Source organism: Citrifermentans bemidjiense Bem, assembly GCF_000020725.1.
GTDB lineage: Bacteria > Desulfobacterota > Desulfuromonadia > Geobacterales > Geobacteraceae > Geomonas > Geomonas bemidjiensis.
Window position 1 is genome coordinate 1,127,501 of the sequence record NC_011146.1, and the last position, 21,543, is coordinate 1,149,043.

General features: G+C 57.0%; 21 protein-coding genes and 2 rRNA genes (1 of these 23 running past the window's edge). 16 read left to right on the top strand and 7 right to left on the bottom strand.

The features are described 5' to 3' along the window. From GBEM_RS04860 to GBEM_RS04875, 4 genes are all read left to right on the top strand, one after another. Nucleotides 1–1,427: ribosomal RNA gene (locus GBEM_RS04860) — 23S ribosomal RNA — on the top strand (it extends 1,531 nt beyond the left edge of the window). A gap of 135 nt (nt 1,428–1,562) precedes the next feature. Beyond that, nucleotides 1,563–1,679, top strand: a 5S ribosomal RNA gene (rrf, locus tag GBEM_RS04865). 164 nt (nt 1,680–1,843) lie between these two features. Beyond that, nucleotides 1,844–2,182: a hypothetical protein gene (locus GBEM_RS04870; RefSeq protein ID WP_012529404.1), complete on the top strand. Its 339-nt coding sequence runs from the start codon at nt 1,844–1,846 to the stop codon at nt 2,180–2,182. A 10-nt stretch (nt 2,183–2,192) separates the two neighbouring features. Beyond that, a complete protein-coding gene (locus GBEM_RS04875) occupies nt 2,193–3,116 on the top strand; it encodes a L,D-transpeptidase family protein (RefSeq protein WP_012529405.1) in 924 nt (307 codons plus the stop codon). 34 nt (nt 3,117–3,150) lie between these two features. Here GBEM_RS04875 and GBEM_RS04880 read toward each other — a convergent pair whose 3' ends face one another. Then, complete coding sequence (locus GBEM_RS04880) at nt 3,151–3,462, bottom strand: hypothetical protein (RefSeq protein ID WP_012529406.1); 312 nt, start codon at nt 3,460–3,462, stop codon at nt 3,151–3,153. A gap of 768 nt (nt 3,463–4,230) precedes the next feature. Here GBEM_RS04880 and GBEM_RS04890 point away from each other — a divergent pair. Continuing rightward, nucleotides 4,231–4,719: a response regulator gene (locus GBEM_RS04890; protein WP_012529408.1), complete on the top strand. Its 489-nt coding sequence runs from the start codon at nt 4,231–4,233 to the stop codon at nt 4,717–4,719. Continuing rightward, complete coding sequence (locus tag GBEM_RS04895; RefSeq protein WP_012529409.1) at nt 4,716–6,266, top strand: SpoIIE family protein phosphatase; 1,551 nt, start codon at nt 4,716–4,718, stop codon at nt 6,264–6,266. The genes GBEM_RS04890 and GBEM_RS04895 overlap by 4 nt, the downstream gene beginning before the upstream one ends. Nucleotides 6,267–6,271: 5 nt before the next feature. Here the strand turns inward: GBEM_RS04895 and GBEM_RS04900 are convergent, their stop codons facing one another. Together GBEM_RS04900 and GBEM_RS04905 are read right to left on the bottom strand one after the other, a co-directional pair. Continuing rightward, complete coding sequence (locus tag GBEM_RS04900) at nt 6,272–6,688, bottom strand: secondary thiamine-phosphate synthase enzyme YjbQ (RefSeq protein WP_012529410.1); 417 nt, start codon at nt 6,686–6,688, stop codon at nt 6,272–6,274. Next, nucleotides 6,689–7,552, bottom strand: coding sequence for a D-alanyl-D-alanine carboxypeptidase family protein (locus GBEM_RS04905; RefSeq protein ID WP_012529411.1), 864 nt, complete (start codon nt 7,550–7,552; stop codon nt 6,689–6,691). It lies immediately after the preceding gene. Nucleotides 7,553–7,692: 140 nt separating this feature from the next. On the opposite strand from GBEM_RS04905, the gene mutL reads away from it, so the two are divergent. The 4 genes from mutL to GBEM_RS04925 all read left to right on the top strand — a co-directional run bounded on the left by mutL (nt 7,693) and on the right by GBEM_RS04925 (nt 12,396). Next, nucleotides 7,693–9,636, top strand: a complete 1,944-nt coding sequence (mutL, locus tag GBEM_RS04910; protein WP_012529412.1) for a DNA mismatch repair endonuclease MutL — start codon at nt 7,693–7,695, stop codon at nt 9,634–9,636. A 34-nt stretch (nt 9,637–9,670) separates the two neighbouring features. Beyond that, nucleotides 9,671–10,591: a tRNA (adenosine(37)-N6)-dimethylallyltransferase MiaA gene (miaA, locus tag GBEM_RS04915; RefSeq protein ID WP_012529413.1), complete on the top strand. Its 921-nt coding sequence runs from the start codon at nt 9,671–9,673 to the stop codon at nt 10,589–10,591. Between the two features lie 12 nt (nt 10,592–10,603). Continuing rightward, nucleotides 10,604–10,828: an RNA chaperone Hfq gene (gene hfq, locus GBEM_RS04920; RefSeq protein ID WP_012529414.1), complete on the top strand. Its 225-nt coding sequence runs from the start codon at nt 10,604–10,606 to the stop codon at nt 10,826–10,828. Nucleotides 10,829–11,097: 269 nt separating this feature from the next. Further along, nucleotides 11,098–12,396, top strand: a complete 1,299-nt coding sequence (locus tag GBEM_RS04925; RefSeq protein WP_012529415.1) for a DUF512 domain-containing protein — start codon at nt 11,098–11,100, stop codon at nt 12,394–12,396. A 71-nt stretch (nt 12,397–12,467) separates the two neighbouring features. Here the strand turns inward: GBEM_RS04925 and GBEM_RS04930 are convergent, their stop codons facing one another. Then, a complete protein-coding gene (locus tag GBEM_RS04930) occupies nt 12,468–13,562 on the bottom strand; it encodes an AAA family ATPase (RefSeq protein WP_012529416.1) in 1,095 nt (364 codons plus the stop codon). Between the two features lie 297 nt (nt 13,563–13,859). Here GBEM_RS04930 and GBEM_RS04935 point away from each other — a divergent pair, with 297 nt between their 5' ends. From GBEM_RS04935 to GBEM_RS04955, 5 genes are all read left to right on the top strand, one after another. Continuing rightward, nucleotides 13,860–14,654, top strand: coding sequence for an amino acid ABC transporter substrate-binding protein (locus GBEM_RS04935; protein WP_012529417.1), 795 nt, complete (start codon nt 13,860–13,862; stop codon nt 14,652–14,654). A gap of 66 nt (nt 14,655–14,720) precedes the next feature. Then, nucleotides 14,721–15,740: an ABC transporter permease subunit gene (locus GBEM_RS04940; RefSeq protein WP_012529418.1), complete on the top strand. Its 1,020-nt coding sequence runs from the start codon at nt 14,721–14,723 to the stop codon at nt 15,738–15,740. Further along, the gene (locus tag GBEM_RS04945; protein ID WP_012529419.1) at nt 15,727–16,506 is read left to right on the top strand and encodes an amino acid ABC transporter ATP-binding protein; all 780 of its coding nucleotides are present in this window, start codon (nt 15,727–15,729) and stop codon (nt 16,504–16,506) included. Before GBEM_RS04940 ends, GBEM_RS04945 begins: the two co-directional genes overlap by 14 nt. A 200-nt stretch (nt 16,507–16,706) precedes the next feature. Next, nucleotides 16,707–17,429 carry a BON domain-containing protein gene (locus GBEM_RS04950; protein ID WP_012529420.1) on the top strand — a complete coding sequence of 241 codons (723 nt, stop codon included), beginning with the start codon at nt 16,707–16,709 and terminating at the stop codon, nt 17,427–17,429. Then, complete coding sequence (locus tag GBEM_RS04955; protein ID WP_012529421.1) at nt 17,426–17,740, top strand: transcriptional regulator; 315 nt, start codon at nt 17,426–17,428, stop codon at nt 17,738–17,740. Before GBEM_RS04950 ends, GBEM_RS04955 begins: the two co-directional genes overlap by 4 nt. Nucleotides 17,741–17,749: 9 nt before the next feature. Here the strand turns inward: GBEM_RS04955 and GBEM_RS04960 are convergent, their stop codons facing one another. The 3 genes from GBEM_RS04960 to GBEM_RS04970 form a co-directional block, all read right to left on the bottom strand. Next, entirely contained in the window at nt 17,750–18,181 is a 432-nt protein-coding gene (locus tag GBEM_RS04960; protein ID WP_012529422.1) for an archease, read from the bottom strand. Between the two features lie 32 nt (nt 18,182–18,213). Further along, nucleotides 18,214–19,674 (bottom strand): RtcB family protein, encoded by a 1,461-nt coding sequence (locus tag GBEM_RS04965; RefSeq protein WP_012529423.1) that lies wholly within the window; start codon nt 19,672–19,674, stop codon nt 18,214–18,216. A gap of 243 nt (nt 19,675–19,917) precedes the next feature. Further along, nucleotides 19,918–20,100 (bottom strand): GSU3473 family protein, encoded by a 183-nt coding sequence (locus tag GBEM_RS04970; RefSeq protein WP_012529424.1) that lies wholly within the window; start codon nt 20,098–20,100, stop codon nt 19,918–19,920. A 239-nt stretch (nt 20,101–20,339) separates the two neighbouring features. Between GBEM_RS04970 and rpsA the strand changes: the two genes are divergently transcribed. Then, complete coding sequence (gene rpsA, locus GBEM_RS04975; RefSeq protein ID WP_012529425.1) at nt 20,340–21,542, top strand: 30S ribosomal protein S1; 1,203 nt, start codon at nt 20,340–20,342, stop codon at nt 21,540–21,542. The last annotated feature ends 1 nt before the right edge of the window (nt 21,543 follow it).

A 21,543-nucleotide genomic window follows, 5' to 3' on the forward strand; every position in this document is an offset into this window, starting at 1 on the left:
GGGAGAAGGAGGCAAATCCCTTTCTCCATTCAACGCTGAGAGCTGATGACGAGGGGGTATCCCCATAAAGTCGTTGATCCCATGCTTCCAAGAAAAGCCTCTAAGCTTCAGACAGCAGGTGACCGTACCGTAAACCGACTCAGGTGGGTGAGGATAAATGTCCTAAGGTGCTTGAGAGAACACTGGTTAAGGAACTCGGCAAAATGATACCGTAACTTCGGGAGAAGGTATGCCCTTTTGGGTGAAGAGACTTGCTCTCTTAGCTTGGGAGGGTCGCAGAGAAATGGCGGTAGCGACTGTTTACTAAAAACATAGGACTCTGCAAAGTCGCAAGACGACGTATAGGGTCTGACGCCTGCCCGGTGCCGGAAGGTTAAGGGGATTTGTTAGCCGCAAGGTGAAGCTTTGAACCGAAGCCCCGGTAAACGGCGGCCGTAACTATAACGGTCCTAAGGTAGCGAAATTCCTTGTCGGGTAAGTTCCGACCTGCACGAATGGCGTAACGATTTCCGCGCTGTCTCAACCAGTGGCTCAGCGAAATTGAATTCTCGGTGAAGATGCCGAGTACCCGCAGAAAGACGGAAAGACCCCGTGCACCTTTACTACAGTTTGACAGTGACATTCGAATAAGCTTGTGTAGGATAGGTGGGAGACTTTGAAGCTGGGACGCTAGTCTCGGTGGAGTCATCCTTGAAATACCACCCTGGTTTGTTTGGATGTCTAACCCAGGTCCGTCATCCGGATCGGGGACACTGTCTGATGGGTAGTTTGACTGGGGCGGTCGCCTCCCAAAGAGTAACGGAGGCGCGCGAAGGTTCCCTCAGGCTGATTGGAAACCAGCCGTAGAGTGTAAAGGCATAAGGGAGCTTGACTGCGAGACCAACAAGTCGAGCAGGTACGAAAGTAGGTCTTAGTGATCCGGCGGTTCTGTATGGAAGGGCCGTCGCTCAACGGATAAAAGGTACGCCGGGGATAACAGGCTGATCTCCCCCAAGAGTTCACATCGACGGGGAGGTTTGGCACCTCGATGTCGGCTCATCGCATCCTGGGGCTGAAGTAGGTCCCAAGGGTTTGGCTGTTCGCCAATTAAAGCGGTACGCGAGCTGGGTTTAAAACGTCGTGAGACAGTTTGGTCCCTATCTTCTGTGGGCGTAGGATACTTGAGAAGAGTTGACCTTAGTACGAGAGGACCGGGTTGAACGTACCTCTGGTGTTCCAGTTGTTCCGCCAGGAGCAGTCGCTGGGTAGCTATGTACGGAAAGGATAACCGCTGAAAGCATCTAAGCGGGAAGCCTCCTTCAAGATTAGGTATCCCTGGGAGCAATCCCCTAAAGGCCCGTTGTAGACCACAACGTTGATAGGCCGGGTGTGTAAGTGCAGTAATGCATTCAGCTGACCGGTACTAATCGGCCGTGAGGCTTGACCATAAAAAATTCTTAGAGAGGGGGGTGGGACTCCCACCCCCCGATCATAAACTGCTAGCAACCAAAACCTACAAATCACGAAGATGCAATTGTGGAGAAATATATTGCTAGAGCCGTAAAGGTTCGAGCTAAGAGTTTCTCTGTGGCTATGCCGAGAGGGTCACACCCGTTCCCATCCCGAACACGGAAGTTAAGCCTCTCTGGGCCGATGGTACTGCACTGGTAACGGTGTGGGAGAGTAGGTCGCCGCAGGGAATTTAATAAAAAAGCCCTGTCAGAATATCCTGACGGGGCTTTTTCGCGCCTGGGCTCGTATTTAGTCATAGATTAATTTCGTGTTTCACCTCCCTTGCATTGCAAATTCAAACCCTCATCGTTAAAATTAGGTTTGTATAATAATTTGACAAGGGAGGTGTAAAGTGAAGATCTACTCTCTCGGAGTTGTTTCTATTTTGCTTCTTTCAACGGGCTGCGCCTCAAAGAGCTTTGTGCAGAAGCATCTCGACCCCATCAGTTGCAGAGTCGACGTCCTCGAAAATCAAAATGCTTCTCTTCAGAGCAAAGCTGATTCACTTGAGGCCCGCGTAGCTGCTTTAGAAACCCAGGTGAGCCAAGCCCAACTGGCAAATAAAGCGATGCTGGATGAAGCGACTGCCACGGCATCGGCGAGCGCACAAAGGGCTGAAGCTGCCGCTGCTGCGGCCGAACAGTCTGCGCAGCGGGCCCAGAAGATCTTTGAACTGAACCAGAAGAAGTAACTCTATTGCCATGGCCACCTCTCCATCGCGTCATGGTTTCACTCCTTCTCTCGGTTTCGCATCAATACCTTTATCTATAATCCTCTTTCTAATAGCTGCGGCATTACCTTCCTTGGCCTCCGCTGCCACATTCCAGAAGGCGGAGGGCATCATTGGCGCCATCCAGCAGTACATCATTGGCAAAGACGAGTCCCTGGTAGAAGTAGCGCGACGATTTGATGTCGGCTACTACTCGATCATCAACGCCAATCTTGGCATCGACCCGTTCGTTCCCAAACCGGGAACTATTGTCACCATTCCGACTGAATGGATTGTGCCGCGTGTCCAGAGTGATCCTGACATAGTTGTCAATTTAGCGGAGTACCGCCTGTATCTTTTCCCACAGGGAAAATTTGGCGCCGTTTTTACCTTCCCGCTAGGCATTGGGGACGAAGGTGCTGAAACCCCCTTGGGCACTTACACAGTTATCCAAAAAATAACCAGTCCCTCCTGGCATGTTCCAGACTCAATACGACATGAGGTACCAGGATTGCCGTCAATCGTGCCGCCGGGGCCCAGCAACCCACTGGGCACACATGCGCTACGCCTCTCCCGGGCAAATATCCTCATTCACGGCACTAATAGACCGTGGGGGATTGGCCGCAGGTCAAGCCACGGTTGCCTTCGCCTCTATCCTGAAGACATAGCAACCCTATTCGAACTGGCGCACATTGGTATGAGTGTCGTAGTGGTGTACCAGCCGTTTAAGATCTGTGTACGTGACGGTAAGGTCCTGATCGAAGTACATCGCTGCCGGGAAAATGAACCGACTGTAGGCCAGGCGCTGAAGCGACTCTATGATGAGGGGCTGCTGGCAAAAACAGATTTTTCGAAGTTGGTGCGTGCCATGCTGGAAAAAAAAGGCGTGCCGGTGGAGGTAAGTCTGGCACAGTAACTCTCATCCTACCGGCACGTCCGGCTGCTTCAACTCACTTCTTCTTTCGCAAAGGGCTATCTTTCCAAAAAATTCCCAGCACAGTCTGTTCGTCGGCAGTAAGCTTGACGCCTTTTTGTTCCATGCGATGCTGGATGCTCTGCATGTCCTTGCCGGCCGCCAAGGCTTGCTCAATCCGCTGTGCCGAATGGCAGGAAACGCATTTGTTGTCGATCACCAGGTGAGCATCCTTGAATACCCCTCCTGTAACACTGCCAAGTTTGGTTCCTGAGGGCGGCACTTCTTGTGCTGCCTGCAGCAAGGTGGCAGATGTTAAGATGAGTGCCAGTGCGAGTATCGTTTTCATTGTTACTCCTTTCTATCAAATTTGCTTGTGACAAAAAGATATAACACATATTTTTCTTGCTGCTGCTGTTTGACTTCCCTCATTGACATCAAATGCCAGAGGGGTATTATCGGGAACGTATACTCAGCCTACCTTAACCGCGGCTGAGCCACCAAGCGCTCTGGCTCATAACAACCTACTCCAGCCGGAGTCCCTAAATTAAAGGAGGTTGTTATGGCAGGTCAAGCAAGTGCTACAGTCCGCATGTTCGGAGCCCTCCACGGTATCAGGAAAGAACGTGGCCAGCCGACAGAGGTCGAAATGGACGTGCCCGAGTCAGGGTGTACCGCTATCAGCATAGCACAGCGGCTGGACTTGCCGCCTGAAAAGGTGGATGGAGTATTCATCAACCACAAGATCTACACTCTCGATCACCTTGTTCATCCCGGAGATCGCGTTGCGTTCATACCTATAGGAGTACCGGGTTCCCGCGGGTTGTTTGCCTCAGAGCGTCATCAGTGACGGACTCACACTGTCTACCTTGAACCGGCCGGTTCTTCTTCCCTCTCTTCAGGGGACCGGCCCCCTGGTCATTCACTCCCTCCATAGATCTTTTCCTCGCAGATAAACCACTTGAACTATCTTGCGCCCGCCGTTTGGGGTACTTAATGGGACAGGTTCGTCCTGTTCAGTATCAGCAGTTGCGTGTAAGGATTGGAAGACATGGTAAAATCATAACGTCTTTCAGTAGCTGCGTGTTCAGCTGGAAGGAGTGTCTTGGAGGTACTCATGGCTGCGGAGACTAAGGAGAGGCTGGGTACGTTCAAACTAAAACGTATCCTCCTTGTTGAAGATAATGCTAACGATGCGGAGCTCACGATGGAGGCTTTGGCCGAGCACAATTTAGCGAACGAGGTGGATATTGTCCGTGACGGGGCCGAAGCGCTCGATTACCTTCAGCAAAAGGGAAAATATGCAGACAGCGAAGCTGGGAACCTTGCTGTCATCCTGCTCGATCTCAAGCTGCCTAAGGTGGACGGGCTCGAGGTACTGAGCGTTATCAAGGCGGATGAAAAATTACGGTGCATTCCCGTGGTGGTTCTAACCTCCTCGCGTGAAGAGAAGGATGTAGTGGAAAGCTACCGACTTGGTGTCAACGCTTATGTGGTCAAACCGGTAAATTTCAACGAATTCATTACAGCTGTAAAGGAGATAGGCGCATTCTGGGCCATAGTGAACGAGCCGCCTCCGGTTCAGCACAGAGGTGGGATCAGATGACGCAGCGATTGCGCATACTGCATCTAGAGGACGATCCGATGGATGCCGAACTCGTCTTGATGGCTCTTACCGCAGAGGGGCTCGATTGTGAGGTCCAGGTGGTGTCGAGGCGGGATGAGTTCGACAAAGCTTTGCAGCGGGGTGGAATGGACCTCATTCTTGCCGACTTTGCGCTCCCTGCCTTTGACGGGATGAGCGCCTTGGCGATGGTCCGGGCCAAGCTTCCTGATCTGCCTTTCGTCTTTGTCTCAGGCAAGCTTGGTGAAGAGGCGGCGATTGAGTCCCTTAAAAGCGGCGCCACCGACTACGTGCTCAAAAGCAGGTTGTCCAGACTGGGGCCAGCGGTACAAAGGGCGCTAACTGAGGCAACGGAGCGCGCGAAGCAACGCCAAACCGAGAAGGCGCTGGAGGTAGCATATGCTGAGATAGAGAAGCGGGCGGAGGACTACCGCAACCTCTTCAACAGCATCAGGGACGTCATCGTGGTGGCTGACCACAACCGGACGATCCTGCATGTCAATCAACCGGCACTCATTGACACGTTTGGCTACAGCTCCGACGAGGTGGTGGGAGAAAGCAGCATCATCCTCTACGCGAATGAGGATGACTTCCACAGCACCGGAAAAGAAGTATTCGACGTGGAGGGACCGGTGGATGGAAAACTCATAGAGCTGAACTTCCGCAGGAAAGGCGGGGAAGTTTTCATCGGCGAACTTTACGCGATGAAAAGGCTGGACCGGCACGGCGTGGTGACCGGCAACATCTCGATCTTCAGGGATATCAGCCAGCGCAAGAAAGCTGAGGCAGATCTCAGGGAGAGTGAACTGCGACGCTACCAACTGCAATTGGAACTGGTTTACGCCGCGGAAATCCAGGCAAAACTATTGCCGCGCAGTTATCCAAATATCCCCGGTTTTGATGTAAGCGCGAGGTGTCTGCCTGCGAAGCAGGTGGGAGGGGATTTCTACGATTGGCAGCAGGTGACCCCCACCGTTTTCAATCTGACTCTTGGTGATGTGATGGGCAAGGGGATGGCGGCGGCCATGCTCATGGCGACCGTTAGAGCGGCACTTCATGCCGTTACGCTGTACAACACACCCGCGCCGGCGGTGCACCTGGCGGAAAAGGCGCTCAACGAGGATCTGGAGAATTCCGAGAGCTTTGTCACCCTTTTCCATGCCCAGCTCGACTCCGTTACACGCACCCTTTCCTTCGTCGATTGCGGTCATGGCTATGTCTTTGTCAGGAGAGCCACTGGCGCGGTGGAGACTCTCTCGCCGAGAGGGCTTCCCCTGGGGGTGCAGGGGGGGGAAGTTTACCAGGAAGGGAAGGTACAGTTTGAAAAGGGGGATGTGTTTGTTCTTTACAGCGATGGGCTCATCGACGCCAACCCGCAGCTCGAGTTGACCCATGAGATACTTGCCGGGCAGATTAGAAGTGAGGAGGGCGCGCTGGAGACTGTGGATCGGCTCATTGCTCTCACTAGGCAGCCTGACCCGCAGCCTGACGACATAACCGTACTGGTGGCAAAATTTAACGGCGACTAACCGATTCACTCCCCGATGATCTTGATCAAAACCCGCTTCCTGCGCATTCCGTCGAATTCCCCGTAAAACACCTGCTCCCAGGGCCCCAGGTCGAGTTTTCCGCCTGTGACTGCAACAACAACCTCCCGCCCCATGATTGTCCTCTTGAGATGCGCATCGCCGTTGTCTTCACCGCTGTTGTGCCGGTAGCGCGAGTGAGGCTTCTCCGGCGCCAGCCCTTCCAACCATTGCTCTAAATCCTGGTGCAGCCCCGACTCGTCGTCGTTTATGAAGACACTGGCTGTAATGTGCATGGCGTTGCAGAGCAGGAGCCCTTCCTTTATCCCGCTTTCCCGCAGTGCTTCCTGAATGTCACCGGTGATGTTTACGAAGCCGCGCCTGGACTTTATCTGGAACCAGAGTCCCTTTCGGTAATGCTTCATCTAATCTCCTACCGTTGCCTTCATGGTGTTGCCTGGATTTTCCTCGATATCTGCGGAATCAGCAGCAAATGCCGCGTCGAGCATAGCTGGTGCTACCCGCCACCGATTTCTGGCGTGCATGATAACCAGCAGCACTTTGCGCTCTTCACGCTCGGCTATTGCAACCAGACACTGCCCGGCGTTGGGAGTCGTGCCTGTCTTTACGCCAATTGCACCTGGATAGCGCCCTATCAGGCGGTTCTTGTTCCTGAGGTAGTAGGAGCGCTTGCTGTTCAGTGTGCGGATGCGCATCTCTTTCCTGGCGACTAGTTCTGCAAAGTATGGCTTTTGCATCGCCTTCTCGGTCAGGAGTGCCAGATCGTGGGCGGTGGTATAGAGTCCGGCGTTGTCGTGGCCGCAGGCGTTGGTGAAGCGCGTGTTTTGCAATTGCAGGGCCCGGGCCCGGGCGTTCATCTGTACCACGAAATCCCTTTGATTGCCACAGGCATGATCGGCAAGTGCGCGGCAGGCGTCGTTGGCTGAGGCCATGAGCGTGGCAGCAAGCAAATCCCGCACAGTCAGCCTTTCGCCTCGCCTAAGGCCAATTCTGCTCCCTGTTTCCCTGGCGGCGCCCCGACTCACAACTACCACTTCATCAAGTTTGCACCTCTCCATCACGATCAGTGCTGTCATGATTTTGGTGAGACTTGCAGGAGGGCGGCGAATGTGTGCGTTTCTTTCCTTGTAGGTGTGTCCGTTGACTTGGATAAGGTAGGCAGAGGGGGGATGCACGAACGGTGAGGAGGCTGCGTCTGCGTAACAGACGGCAGCAAATAGTATCCCCGCAGTCAATGTCAGCACCCTTAAAGATGAAAATTTTTTCATCTTTTCGTTATAGCATTCTTTGTTATGGCTGCAATGGCCCCATGAGCGTGACGTGTGAGAGAAAGCCCAATCTTGGATTTACAAACAGGCGCCGGTTAAGGTATCTTGGCTCACCCTACAACGCTTGTGAGAGGAATGGCTTGGCAACGAAGATTCGCATACTCCCTGAGAATTTAACCAACAAGATCGCCGCTGGAGAGGTGGTGGAGCGTCCGGCCTCCGTCGCGAAGGAACTGGTGGAGAATGCACTCGACGCAGGTTCCAAGGAAGTCGTGGTCGAGATAGAGTCGGGTGGCAGGCGGCTCATCAAGGTCTCCGATACCGGTTGCGGCATGTCCCGGGACGACGCCTTGCTCGCCCTGGAACGTCACGCAACCAGCAAGATCGCGACAGACGAAGATCTCTTCTCCCTCTGCACTCTCGGCTTCCGAGGCGAGGCGCTGCCATCTGTCGCCTCGGTTTCCCGCCTCACCATCTCTACCCGGACCAGCGACTCGGTCGAGGGGACGGAGATTTACGCCGAAGGGGGACGGATCAAGGAAGTGAAGGAATGCGGCATGGCGGTCGGGACTGTGATCTCGGTGCGGAATCTTTTCTTCAACACGCCGGCGCGGCTTAAATTCATGAAGAGCGCCGAGACGGAGGGGGGGCACGTCGGGGAGTTGCTGACCCGCCTCGCCATCTCCAGGCCGGAGGTCCGCTTCACTTATAAAAACGACGGCAAGGTGGTGTTCCGTGCGCTGGATGCGGACCTGAAGGAGCGGGTCGCTACTATGCTGGGGCGTTCCATCGCCTCCTTTTTGTACCCCGTTTCCTACCAGGAGGGGGGGCTCAAGGTGAGCGGATTGGTTGCGGCGCCGGAGTGCAGCCGCAGTGCCGGGAGCCATCTCTACACCTACATAAACGGACGTTTCATCAAGGACAAGGTGGTGCAGCACGCCATCCTCCAGGCGTACCGCAACTTCCTGGAGCGCGGACGTTACCCTGTCGTCGCCGTTTTTATCGAGATAGCACCGGGCGAAGTCGATGTGAACGTGCATCCGACCAAGCATGAGGTTCGTTTCCGAGAGCAGGGGCGGGTGCACGACGCCATCCAGAACGCGGTGGAGTCGGTGCTCAAGGAAACGCCGTGGCTAAAGCGCCCTGCAGTCGCAGCAGTATCCCGGCCGACGGAGAAGGACGCGGCAGCGGCGCGAGCAGTCCTGGAGGGGTCGCAAGCTCCGCTGCCCGTGACGCCGCAGCCCCGGCCGGCGCTGACGTCTGAAAAACCGGTTCCCGCACCGCAGGCTCAACCGCAGCAGTCGTCGATCAGCGAAGCGCGGGTGGCAGAGGTAAGGGAGCTCCTGGTGGATTTTCAGCCGAGGCCGCAGCCTTCGCTTCGACCGCAGTATCAGGGATCTGTGACGTCCAAGGAGGCGTTGCCCTATGCCCCCATGGCTGCGCCGGTGCCGGTCCGTGAACCCGAGACGGCGGCGCCTGAACCGGACCCCGCTGCAGCGGGATACTTCTCTTCGCTCGGCGTCATAGGGCAATTCAACGCCTCCTATATCCTCTGTCAAAGAGGGACCGACCTCGTTCTCATCGACCAGCACGCAGCGCACGAGCGGGTCGCGTTCGAAAAGCTGAAAGGGCAGTTCGCCGGGAGGGAGGTGGACAGCCAGGGGCTTCTCTTTCCGGAGACCATGGAATTCTCCTTCCGCGAGTCGGCCGTATTGCGGGAACACCTGGCGGAGCTTGCCCGCCTGGGGTTCGAGTTCGAAGAGTTCGGGGGGAATACCTGGCTGTTGAAGGGAGTCCCGCAGGTGCTGTCGGCGACGCGGTATGTGGACACGATTCGCGACATACTCGAGGAGCTGGGAAGCCTCAGCCGCAGCCGCGCCTTCAGCGATATCCAGGAGGACCTGCTCGCTCGCATCGCCTGCCACAGCGTGGTTCGTGGGAAGCGCACCCTGAGCCAAGTGGAGATAACGGCACTCTTCAAGCAGATGGATGAGACCGATTTCTCCAGTAACTGCCCTCACGGCAGGCCGGTGATGCAGACCCTCACGCTCGCCGAAGTAGAGAAGATGTTCAAGAGAATCTAGCGGTGTCGACCGTTACGCAGAAGTGAGGCACCTGTTGCAGGATAAGGAAAAAAAGATCAAGGTCATCGTCCTTGGAGGCCCCACCGGTTCCGGCAAGAGCGACCTCGCGGTGAAGCTGGCGGAAGAGATCGGCGGAGAAATCGTCAATGCGGACTCGATGCAGGTCTATCGCAGGCTCGATATCGGGACGGCGAAGCCCTCCGCTGCAGACCTGGCCCGCGTCCCCCACCACCTGATCGATATTCTCGATCCGAATGAGGATTTCACCGCCTCGGATTTCAGGCGCGAGGCCACCGCAGCCATCGCCGACATCGAGCGCAGAGGGAAAAGGGCCATTGTCGTCGGCGGGACCGGGCTGTACATTCGCGCGCTGCTATACGGCTTGGTGGACTCTCCCACAGGTGACCCGGAATTGCGCCGGCAGTTCGATGACGTGCCGGGCGAGGAACTGCTGAGGCGTCTGTCGCTGGTCGACCCGGAGACTGCGGCGCGCCTGCACCCAAACGACAGGGTTCGCCTGATAAGGGCGCTGGAGGTGTACACGCAGACCGGGCGCCCGGTTTCGGCTTTCCGCTCGGAACATGCCTTCTCCGATGTTCACTACCAAGTGCTCAAAATGGCGATCCGGGTGGAGCGGCAGGAACTGTACCGCCGCATAGACCTCAGGGTTGAGAAAATGCTCGAGGATGGGCTGGTCGAAGAGGTTCGCTTGCTGCTGGCTGCGGGGTACGGGCATGAGTTGAAAGCTTTGCGCTCAATCGGCTATAAGGAAATAACCGCTTATCTGGCAGGGGAAATGACGCTGGATGAAGCAGTTACCCTCATAAAAAGAGACACGAGGCGCTACGCCAAACGGCAGATGACATGGTTCGGCAAGGAAAATGATATTTATTGGCTTGAATATCCCGGAAGTTTTGCTACTATCCTTGGACATGTGATTGAATTTCTTGCGTAAGGGAGCGGAATCATGCCGAAAACGCCTTTTAACATCCAGGACCAATATCTGAATCAGTCTCGTAAGGAACGCGTAAAGGTTTTGGTGCAATTAATGTCCGGTGAGAAGCTTGAAGGGCACATCAAATCCTTCGACAATTTTTCCGTTCTTATGGAAGTTCACGGCGATATCCTCATTTATAAACATGCTATCTGCAGCATCACCTCAGTAGATGGCGTGTTCCGTCTACATCAGTAATTATTCAGCCAACTTCATCGCTATATCCAGTCCGCTACGGATAAAATACTTTCCAAAGCAGCCATGGGTTAGCGGGAAACCTCTCCATCCTCAGCCGGCTCCAAAGAGCCGGCTGCCTTTTTTATCTATTGCCAAAATCCTCCTTCTCCTCATATGATTGCTGCTTGTGTCTGGAAGAGTGCCCGACGCCACAGCGCTGTCGCAATCGGATTCTTACGCAGCCGGTATAGCAGGGCGCTTGCCAAAGGGACGCGAAGAGGAGGAAGTGGATGTCAGGCCTTATTGTCGACAGGGTGATGCCGGGAAGCATCGCCGATGAACTTGAGATCGAGCCGGGAGATCGGCTCATATCGGTGAACGGGCACCCGCTGCGCGACGTCATTGATTACAACTACTATTCGGCGGACGACCTGCTCGATCTCGAACTCGAAAAGGGGGACGGCGAGCTTTGGGAACTGGAGGTGGAGCGGGAGGAAGGTGAACCGCTGGGCCTCTCCTTCGAGGCTCCTCTTCCGGCGCGCTGTGGCAACAACTGCGTCTTCTGCTTCGTACACCAGCTCCCCAAGGGGCTGCGCGGCCCGCTCTACGTCAAGGACGAGGATTACCGGCTCTCCTTTCTCTACGGAAATTACGTGACGCTGGCCAACATCGGCCGTGCCGAGCTGGACCGGATCAAGGAGCAGCGCCTGTCGCCGCTCTACATCTCGGTTCACGCCACCGAGCCTAAATTAAGGGAGGAGTTGCTGGGCAAAAGCGGCATCCTCCCCATACTCGACGTCATGAAGGAACTGGCCGAGGCGCGGATAACCATGCATACCCAGGTGGTGCTCTGCCCAGGATGGAACGATGGGGAGGCATTTGCCCGTACCGTCGAGGATCTGGCGTCGATGTATCCGGCGGTAGCCTCGCTGGCGGTGGTTCCGGTGGGGCTCACCGAGCACCGGAAGCATCTTCCGCCGCTTGCCCCGTTGACCAGAGAGTTCGCAGCCTCCTTCATCGAGGAATGGAGCGGCAAGGCGCGGCTTCTTGAAGAGAGGCTCGGAGAGCCATTTCTGTTTCTCGCCGACGAGTTTTATATCAAGGGGGAGATTCCCTTCCCATCCTTGGAGAGCTACGGCGATCTGCCACAGTTGGAAAACGGCGTAGGAATGATCCCTCTCTTTCTGTCGGAGGCAGAGCAGGTGCTGGAGGACGCCGAACCGGTGCCGGGCGCGCGTGTCACGGTGGTCAGCGGCGAGTCGCCCTACAACTACCTGGCGGGATTTCTGGCGCAGCTCTCGACAGCGACCGGCGCCTCCGTCGTTGCGGTGGCGGTGAAAAACAGGCTGTTCGGCCCGTCGGTCACTGTGACCGGACTCGTCTGCGGCAGGGACATCATTTCCGCGCTTAAGGGCGTAGAACTGGGAGATCTGGTGCTGGTCCCCGACGTCATGCTTAAGGAGGGGGAGGGGGTATTTCTCGACGACCTGACGGTGGACGACCTGGAGCGGGAGTTGGGGAAGACGGTTCAGGTGGTGGAATCGACCCCCTATGGCATCTATGACGCTTTAGCTGACATGCGGGAGTAGCGAAGAAGGTTTGCGGCAGGATTGAAGCGGGAAGCCGGCGGGGGGATTGAACCCTCCGCCGGCTTTTTTTGTTAACGGCTCATGGCGTCGATGGCGTCGAAGTCGAAGACGCTTTCGGCGGTCGCCTTGATCAGGTTGATCTTCTCATCGTCGTCAGCGGTCATCTTGGAGACGTGCTCGGAGAGGGTTATGAAGACCTCGGCGGTGTTCTGCAGCGTCCTGATGTAGGGGATATGGCTGTCGTCCAGAATCTTTTGGCTGATGGCGGAGATGGGGGCGATGCCGGGGATCACCAGGCCGGCCAGCTTCTGCCGGTAGGCGGGGATATTGTAGAGTGCCGATGTGGTAACTATCAATTCGTCGCGGGAACTGGTGGTGATGAGAAGCGTCGAATCCTGCAAGGTGTCGATGACACGCTGGGAGGATGCTGCGCCTAACTGGATGTTGTGGATGATGCGGTTCTTTCCCTGCTGGTCCCCTTGAAGGGGCAGCTTCAGCAGCTTGGAAAGGTCGAGCAGGGTCGGGTTCGCCAGGGTGCGGGAGTAGTCGAACGCTCCGGCTACCTGCTGTTGCCGGCTCTCGAAGAAACTGCGCAGAAAGCCCAGCGTTTCCTCACGCTTGTTCGGCAGGAGCTTGTTCACCAGGACCAGTTTGACGTCCGCTCCCTGCTGCTGGAACAGCGAAAGGTTCAACTGCACCGAGTCGATGACGCATCCTATCCCGCCGCTTGCCACCATGATGACCGGTGCATCCAGGGTGCGGGCGACCTGTGCGTTGTTGACGCCGACCACGGAGCCGACCCCGCCGTGACCTGAACCTTCGATGATCAGGAAATCGTTTTTGGCCTCAAGCTCGCGGCACGCCTTCTTGATGCTTTCCAGCGGCGCCTCGGGGTTGATCTCGCCGGAGAGGTACCTTTTGGTGTATCCCTTGCCGAGCACCACGGGGGACATCAGCGCACGGTCAGCTTCCATCCCGTAGACAGAGGCGATCAGCGCAGCGTCCATGTCCATCTCGACCCCGTCCAGCATGAAAACCTTGGGCCCTATGGGCTTTATAAATCCGACGCGGGCGTACTTCTTCTTGGCCAGGTGCAGCAAGGACAGGCTGATGGTGGTCTTGCCGCAGTGCTGCCCGGTCGCCGCTATGAATATCTTCTTGCACATTTGCTAAAGCCTCGTCACATCCTCTCAGCTGATAACAATTCGACTACCGGCATTATACTGTTTTGGCAAAATGGGGGCAACATGGTATACGGTACCGGGCACATACTGTATCTTCTCGTTCTTTGGCGGCATTTGTGACAGTGCAACATCCTGTCAGGCGGTCTGACCGCATCACCAATACCTGCTTGACGGTTTTCCCATATTCTGTAATAATCCGCCGGTCCAAACCCCTGTTTGCCTACATCAAAATTTTCTAAGCCGCACCCCAATAAAACAGGAAAGAAAAGGAGCGTAAACGTGAAAAAGATCTTGGCAATCCTCTCCTCCTTGCTGGTACTCACGCTGGCCGTTTCGGCTTTTGCCGCGGACGGGTCGTTCAAAAGGGTTAAGAAAGAAGGCACCCTTACCATCGGTCTGGACGATGCCTTCCCCCCCATGGGTTACCGCAACGATAAAGGCGAACTCGTAGGCTTCGACATCGACGCCGCGGAAGAAGTAGGCAAGCGCCTGGGGATCAAGATCAAGTGGCAGCCGACCGCCTGGGACGGCGTCATGCACGCGCTCAACTCCAAGAAGTTCGATTGCATCTGGAACGGTATGACCATCACCGACGAGCGCAAGAAGGAAGTTGCCTTCACCAAGCCTTACAAGATGGACGGGCAGGTGGCGGTGGTTCGCTTCGGGGAGAAGAAGTTCAAGAAGCTTGCGGACCTGAAAGGGGCCAAGGTAGGGGTCCAGAAAGGCTCCTCCGCCGTGGAAGCGGTCAAGAAACTCCCGGCAGCACCCGCCGAAGTGCGCGAGTACGAGGACAACCCCAAGGCTCTGCTCGACCTCGAATCCAAGCGTCTTGACACGGTAGTCATCGACGACGCCACCGGCCGCGACTTCATCGCCAAGCGCCCCGGCAAGTTCCAGATCATCCCCGGCAACATCACCAAGGAGCCTTTCGGCGTCGCATTCCGCAAGGATGACGTAGAGCTGCGCGAGGCGGTGCAGAAGACCCTGGACAAGATGGTGAAGGACGGGACCATGGCGAAGATCTCCAAGAAATGGTTCGGCGAGGACATCACCAACCCGAAGAAGTGGAAATAGACAGAACTATCCCCTCCCCGGGCAACGGGGAGGGGAACCGTTACAGCCAATAATTCAGGTGTGCCGATGAGACTTTTCCCCGGCAGGATCTCGAAGAAAACGATCCTGCTTTTTTCATGCTTGTTCCTCCTCCTGGTCCAGACCTGCTACGCCACGGACTACGACCAGATATTCAGCGACGCCAACGACGCGATGGGAAGCGGAGATCTCCCTGCCGCCATCGCCATCCTGCAGAAGGTCAAGCCGGACCAGGGCGACGACAGCGGCGCCTTCGTCAGGAGCCGGATGCAGATAGCGAGGCTTCAGTTCGCCCTCAAGGACATGAATGCCGCCAGCGCCAGCGCGAACGAGGTCCTTGCCCTCTACCCCGACAACAGCGAGGCGCTCAACTTCATCGCATCGGTCAAAAAGGAACAGAAGCCGCGCTACGTAGTCTTCATGGAGGATTGTCTCCGCTTCCTGCCGCAGCTCTTGAAGGGGGCGGTGATGACCATCACCCTGGTGGTCTGCATCATCGTGATCTCCCCCTTGGGCGGCCTGCTGATAGCTTTAGGGCGCATCAGCACCTTTAAGCCTGTCTCCGGACTCTGCTGGCTCTTCATCTGGCTCTTCCGAGGCACTCCGCTTCTGCTGCAGCTCTTCTTCATCTACTACGGCCTTCCGTCTCTGGGCATCACCTTCAAACCCTTCACCGCCGCCATCCTGGGGCTGGGCCTCAATTACTCCGCTTACCTGGGCGAGATCATCCGCGGCGGCATTCAGAGCATAGAGCACGGGCAGATGGAAGCCGCCAAGGCGATCGGCATGAGCTACTGGCAGGCGATGCGCCGGGTGGTCATCCCACAGACCTACAAGCGGTTGATGCCTCCCATAGGCAACGAGTTCATAGCGCTCATCAAGGACACCGCGCTGGTCTCCACCATCGCCATGGTCGAACTGATGCGTTCCGCCGACCAGATGTTCAACGCCTATTTCAACGTGACGGCGCTGATTCTGGCCGCGTTCATCTACCTCCTCTTCACCACCATCTTCACCTTCATATTCGAGAAGATCGAGATCAGGGCCGGCATCTATGAAAACCGCTAACCAACCGCTTCTAAGCCTCAAAGGGATCACCAAGCGCTTCGGCGCGCTGACCGCGGTAAACGGCGTCGACCTCGACGTCTGCCCGGGGGAAATCGTGGTCATCATAGGGCCATCCGGATCGGGAAAGTCGACGCTTTTGCGCTCGGTGAACTTCCTGGAGGAGATCGAGGAAGGGACCATAACCTTCGAAGGGAACGAGATCGGCTACGTGAAGAGCAAGCACGGCCGGCGCCATCTGGACGCTCCCGCGAAGATCTGCGAGCTTCGCTCCGAGATCGGCATGGTGTTCCAGCACTTCAACCTCTTTCCGCACATGACCGTGCTCGGCAACGTGATGGAGGGGCCGCTCACCGTGCAGAAGAAGTCCCCCGAAGCTGCCCGCGAGATTGCGCTGGACATGTTGGCTAAGGTGGGGCTTTCCGACAAGCGCGACGTCTACCCGGCGACCCTGTCGGGTGGGCAGAAGCAGCGCGTCGCCATAGCTCGGGCGCTGGCCATGCGGCCAAAGCTGATGCTTTTCGACGAGCCCACTTCCGCCCTCGACCCCGAGCTGATCGGCGAGGTGTTCGACACCATCCGGTCGTTGGGCAAGGAGGGGATGACCATGATCATCGTCACCCATCAGATGGGGTTCGCCAAGGAGATGGCGGACCGGGTCATCTTCATGGAGAAGGGATCCTTCGTCGCCCAGGGAACCCCCGAAGACTTCTTCAGCAACCAGATGGAGCACGAAAGAATTCAGTCCTTTCTCAACCGTATCATGTGATGGAAAATCGGGGCGCCAGCCGCCCCGTCCCCCCCTTTTACCGCGTTTCCCCTCCCGTTCGACAACTCCTTGCCCCGTGATACAATCTAATTCGTTTGCTCCTTGGCTTCGTTAATGTGTTTTGTTCCCACCCCAACACCAGTGAAACCAGCAGATTGCGAGCCGCTGTTTGCTAATTAAGACACGAAAGGGGGATCATCATGATAAGAGAAGACGAGGTCGTCGGCACCATCCGCGCCGCATTAGAGCGCGAGCCGAGGGTGAACCTGCACAACCATCCCATTGAACTCAGCTTCGCTGACGGCGTGGTCACCATCTCAGGCGAAGTCGGTGGTATTGCCGCCAAGAAGATCGCGCTCACGATAGCCGCGAAGCCTTCCCCTGTCTCCGGCATCGTCGACCGGCTGCGGGTTGAACCTTCGGAGCCGATGGAGGACGGCGCTATTCGCGATCATGTCTGCAACGCCCTCACCAGCGAGCCCGCCTTCCTGTCGTACTCGGTCAGAGCGCTGGTTAAGCAGGCTATGGAGCCGGTCCGGTCGGTTCAGGAGGAGCGCTACTTCGAGGTGGAGGTTGATAACGGCGTAGTGGTGCTTAACGGCGTCGCCGAGAGCATCTCCCACAAGCGCCTAGCGGGGGTTCTTAGCTGGTGGGTTCCCGGTAGCCGCGATGTGGTCAACGGGATTGACCTCTTCTCCAACGCCGAAGAGCAGGATGAAGAGCTGGTCGACCTGATCCGGATCGTGCTCGAGAAGGATCCGCTGGTGAACGCGTCGCAGATAACGGTCCATAGCCGGGACGGGGTCGTCACAATCGAAGGGACGGTGCCGACCCCGAACAATAAGAGGGCGGCGGAGTCGGACGTGTGGTACGTGCTGGGGGTGAACGAGGTGGTCAACAAGCTGGTCTTGACTGGGCTATGAGGAGCAGGCCGAAGGAGCCGCGCGTTCCTCCGGACCGGCGCGAGACGGTGCGCCACGAGATCGTTTCGCTTTTGACCGGCGAGAGCATGACGGCCAGGGAGATTTCAGGGCAGGTGGGGATTGGCGAGAAAGAGGTGCTGGAGCACCTGGGGCACATACGAACCGCACTCCGAAGCAGGCTAGTGGTGACACCTCCTGCCTGCCTGGAGTGCGGTTTTTCTTTTCGGAAACGGGAGCGGTTGGGAAAGCCCGGACGCTGCCCGGTATGCCGCAGCGAACGTATCGTCGACCCGTCCTACACCATCGACTAGCCTTTTATTTCAGACATCCAAGACCACCGTCGCACGCCAACCCTCGTCGGTTTTTTCCACCGCGTATCTCAGCATGGTAACTGCCTTAACGTCGGTGTTCATTTCATGCCTTGCCGGATCGATCTCCTCGCCCTGCAGCGTGCCGCGCAACTCGACGCCGCTCTCTCCCCTCATAATGGTCAGCTCCGCTGGGAGCAGGAGCAGTCTCCTCGCGTCCTTGTAGAAGATCAGTTCGTTCAGGAAATCGAAAAGGAGCATCTCCTCGTTTTCCTGGGTCAGCTTCACTTCCACCGTTTGCGACCGCCTGATCCCCTCGAGATTTTCCGCCATCACCTGCACGGTCGCCCGTGCAGCATCCCGGAAGAGTTCCTCCAGGGTCTTAGCCCAGGCATCGAAAGCGACGTCGGCATGGGCTATGTCACCGCGGTATTGATACGGCATCTTTCCCCCTACTGGCCCCGGTGCTGCAGGGGCTACCCCTTGATGTTGCCGATGGGAACCAGGCGCGCCACCCTCTTGCTCAAACCTGCCAGCTCGGTGGCTTCCACAACCTCGTCTATATTCTTGTAGGCGGGCCCCGCCTCCTCCGCCAACCCTCCGAACGAGTCGGTGCGAACGTAGATCCCCCGCGCCTCCATTTCACGCTGCAGCTTGTCGCCCCTGAAATTTTTCTTCGCCTCATGCCTGCTCATGGTCCTGCCGCTGCCGTGGGCGGTGGTGAAGAAGGCGTCCGCGCCGCTTTGCATCCCCGCGAGCAGGTAGGAGCCGGTCTCCATGCTACCCCCTATGATGACGGGCTGGCCGGTCTTGGCGTAGCAACCGGGTAACCCTGCCGCGCCAGGGCCGAAGGCACGGGTCGATCCTTTGCGGTGTACCAGGAGTTCCTTCCGGGTCCCGTTTACCTCGTGCCGTTCCAGCTTTGCCGTGTTGTGCGCCACGTCGTACACCATGCGCAGCCCGAGTTCGTCGGGCGAGGCGTGGAACAGGTCGGAAAAGACCTCCCTGATCCGATGCAGGATCACTTGCCTGTTGGCGAAGGCCATGTTGACGGCGCACTTCATGGCGCTGAAGTAGGCTTGCCCTTCAGGCGAATGGAATGGGGCGCAGGCGAGTTCGCGATCGACGATCTTGATGCCGTACTTGCGCCCCATGACCGAGAGGAACAATTTCAAGTAGTCCGTTGCCACCTGGTGGCCAAAGCCCCTGCTGCCGCAATGGAACATGATCACCACCTGGTTGGGTACCGTGGTGAGCCCGAACGCTGCGGCCAGTTCCGCGTCCATGATGTTCTCGGGCTTTACCACCTGGATCTCGCAGTAGTGGTTGCCGGACCCTAGGGTGCCGAGCTGGTTGTAGCCGCGCTCAACCGCCTTGTCGCTTATGTGCGATGCGTCGGCGCCGGAGAAGCAGCCCCCTTCCTCGGTCATATCCAGATCTTCCTGGGTAGCGAAACCGTTTTTCAGGCACCAGCGCGAACCCTGCTGCACTATGGAACGAAAATCGTCCTGCTTCAGCTTCACGAAACCATGACATCCGACGCCGGTGGGTATCCTGGCGAAGAGGCGATCGACCAGTTGATGCAGTTTGGGGAATACCTGGTCGGCGGTCAGGTTGGTCAATACCAGCCGCATGCCGCAGTTTATGTCGAAGCCTATCCCTCCAGGGGAAATGACGCCGGTTCCCGGATCCATGGCGGCGACTCCCCCTATGGGAAAGCCGTAGCCCCAGTGGCCGTCGGGCATGCAGTAGGCGTATCTCTGGATGCCGGGGAGCGTGGCGACGTTGCTGACCTGCTCGAAAACGCCCGCATCCATCTCCCGGACCAATTTTTCCGAGGCGAAGATTCGGGCGGGTACCAGCATCCCTTCCTTGTAGCTCACCGGTAGTTCCCATACCTGATCTGTGATCCGCTTTAGCGCCGCCGGTACGTTCATAACTCCTCCGTTGCTACGGTTCTCATGGCCATGCACCGGGAGATGTTATCATAATTTAATCTGGGATGTCCGAAAGCAATGCTTAGATCAGGGCGGCGGGAAGGGGAGCGGGTGGCATAGCGGTGCGGCCGCTTGCACAAGAGTCACTGCGGCAAGTGTAAAATCCTGTTGGCAGGAGAAGGGGAGAGCTGCATATCCTCACTGGAGGCCTGGCAACTGCTACCCCTGCTGTATGTGATGTGATTAGGCCGAGTGTTCAGCCTTGGTAGCTTCGATAGGATGAGGCGTTGGAATTGTTTCCTCCTGCTTGACCCATTGCCCTGACCGATCAAACCCGACAATGGACCCGGTGGAAACAAGGTAGTCAAAATGAAAATCGTTGACTACATCGTAAGTGAAGTCGTCGTAGCAGACCAAGATGCCCATGCTGTTCCTCCTGGTATAGCAAAGTGATGTTTTCCTCAAGCATCACAGGACCTATCGGAGGGGCGCGGCAGTAACTTTAATTTCATGAGCAAATTTGCGTAGACGTGCGGCAATACCCCTGATAAATAATGCCAAAACCGGACCGCTGTCTGCTCAAACGTGGTTGACAAGGGTGCGGGGTCACCTGTATGCTCCACGGGTTGCCAAAGCGCAACAAAAACGTCGATGAGGTCACTTAAATGGATAACGAAAACAGGGATGAGATGGAGACGGAAGAGGAAAGCTTTGCTGACTTATTCGAGCGCAGCCAAAAGGATGCTGGGCGCCTCGAGCCGGGCTCCAAGGTTGAGGCGACTGTCCTCAAGATCACCAAAGACTGGGTCTTCCTTGATACCGGTCGCAAGGGCGAAGGGGTCCTGGACATAAAGGAACTGACCGATGCCGAAGGCAACGTGAGCGTCAAGGTCGGCGACAAGGTCACCGCCTGGTTCATCTCGTCGCGCAACAACGAAATGCGCTTCACCACCAAGATCGGTGCCGGAAGCGGCCAGTCGGCCGGCAACGCCCAACTGGAAGAGGCTTACGCAGCAGGCATTCCGGTCGGGGGCACCGTAGAGAAAGAGGTCAAGGGCGGCTTCGAAGTCAAAGTCGCCGGTTCGCGCGCCTTCTGCCCGTTCTCGCAGATCGCCCTGAGAAGGGTGGAGGATACGGCTTCCTTCATCGGGAAGCAGCTCTCCTTCAAGATCGTCGAGTACGCCGAAAACGGACGCAATATAGTCGTCTCGCACCGCGCGCTGCTGGAAGAGGAAATGCAGCAGCAAAAGGATGCGCTGAAAGAGACCCTGAATGTAGGGCAGCGCGTCAAGGGCACCGTTACCTCCCTGCGCGACTTCGGCGCCTTCGTCTCCATCGGGGCGGTCGAGGGGCTGCTGCCGGTTTCGGAGGTGGCCTGGGCCCGGGTGAACCACGTAAGCGACGTGCTCACCGTCGGGCAGGAAGTCGAAGTGGTGGTGAAGGGGATCGACTGGGAAAAGAACCGCATCTCCTTCTCTCTCAAGGACACCCTGGCCGATCCTTGGGAAGAGGCGGCCAGTGCCTTCCCGGAAGGCTCCTACCAGAACGGCAAGGTAGCCCGTCTCACCCCGTTCGGCGCCTTCGTCACCCTGGGAAGCGGCGTCGACGGACTGATCCACATCTCCAAGCTGGGCGCCGGCAAGAGGATTCAGCACCCGCGCGAGGTTCTTGCCGAAGGGCAGGAAGTCGAGGTGAAGGTTGAAGGCGTGGACCGCGAGCAGAGAAGGATCTCGCTGTCGCTTGCCTCGGTGAGCCGCGCCGAGCAGGAGCAAGCCGAAACCATGGACGCCTACAAAAAGACCGTCTCCGAAGCGCCGAAGGGGATGGGTACCTTGGGCGACCTGCTGAAGGCGAAGCTCAAGGGGTAAG

Bases quoted from the DNA above. Each gene is read 5' to 3' on its own strand.
- GBEM_RS04875 (WP_012529405.1), top strand. From the start codon at position 2,193: ATGGCCACCTCTCCATCGCGTCATGGTTTCACTCCTTCTCTCGGTTTC.
- GBEM_RS04880 (WP_012529406.1), bottom strand. From the start codon at position 3,462: ATGAAAACGATACTCGCACTGGCACTCATCTTAACATCTGCCACCTTG.
- GBEM_RS04890 (WP_012529408.1), top strand. From the start codon at position 4,231: ATGGCTGCGGAGACTAAGGAGAGGCTGGGTACGTTCAAACTAAAACGT.
- GBEM_RS04895 (WP_012529409.1), top strand. From the start codon at position 4,716: ATGACGCAGCGATTGCGCATACTGCATCTAGAGGACGATCCGATGGAT.
- GBEM_RS04900 (WP_012529410.1), bottom strand. From the start codon at position 6,688: ATGAAGCATTACCGAAAGGGACTCTGGTTCCAGATAAAGTCCAGGCGC.
- GBEM_RS04905 (WP_012529411.1), bottom strand. From the start codon at position 7,552: ATGAAAAAATTTTCATCTTTAAGGGTGCTGACATTGACTGCGGGGATA.
- hfq (WP_012529414.1), top strand. From the start codon at position 10,604: ATGCCGAAAACGCCTTTTAACATCCAGGACCAATATCTGAATCAGTCT.
- GBEM_RS04925 (WP_012529415.1), top strand. From the start codon at position 11,098: ATGTCAGGCCTTATTGTCGACAGGGTGATGCCGGGAAGCATCGCCGAT.
- GBEM_RS04930 (WP_012529416.1), bottom strand. From the start codon at position 13,562: ATGTGCAAGAAGATATTCATAGCGGCGACCGGGCAGCACTGCGGCAAG.
- GBEM_RS04940 (WP_012529418.1), top strand. From the start codon at position 14,721: ATGAGACTTTTCCCCGGCAGGATCTCGAAGAAAACGATCCTGCTTTTT.
- GBEM_RS04945 (WP_012529419.1), top strand. From the start codon at position 15,727: ATGAAAACCGCTAACCAACCGCTTCTAAGCCTCAAAGGGATCACCAAG.
- GBEM_RS04950 (WP_012529420.1), top strand. From the start codon at position 16,707: ATGATAAGAGAAGACGAGGTCGTCGGCACCATCCGCGCCGCATTAGAG.
- GBEM_RS04955 (WP_012529421.1), top strand. From the start codon at position 17,426: ATGAGGAGCAGGCCGAAGGAGCCGCGCGTTCCTCCGGACCGGCGCGAG.
- GBEM_RS04960 (WP_012529422.1), bottom strand. From the start codon at position 18,181: ATGCCGTATCAATACCGCGGTGACATAGCCCATGCCGACGTCGCTTTC.
- GBEM_RS04965 (WP_012529423.1), bottom strand. From the start codon at position 19,674: ATGAACGTACCGGCGGCGCTAAAGCGGATCACAGATCAGGTATGGGAA.
- GBEM_RS04970 (WP_012529424.1), bottom strand. From the start codon at position 20,100: ATGGGCATCTTGGTCTGCTACGACGACTTCACTTACGATGTAGTCAAC.
- rpsA (WP_012529425.1), top strand. From the start codon at position 20,340: ATGGATAACGAAAACAGGGATGAGATGGAGACGGAAGAGGAAAGCTTT.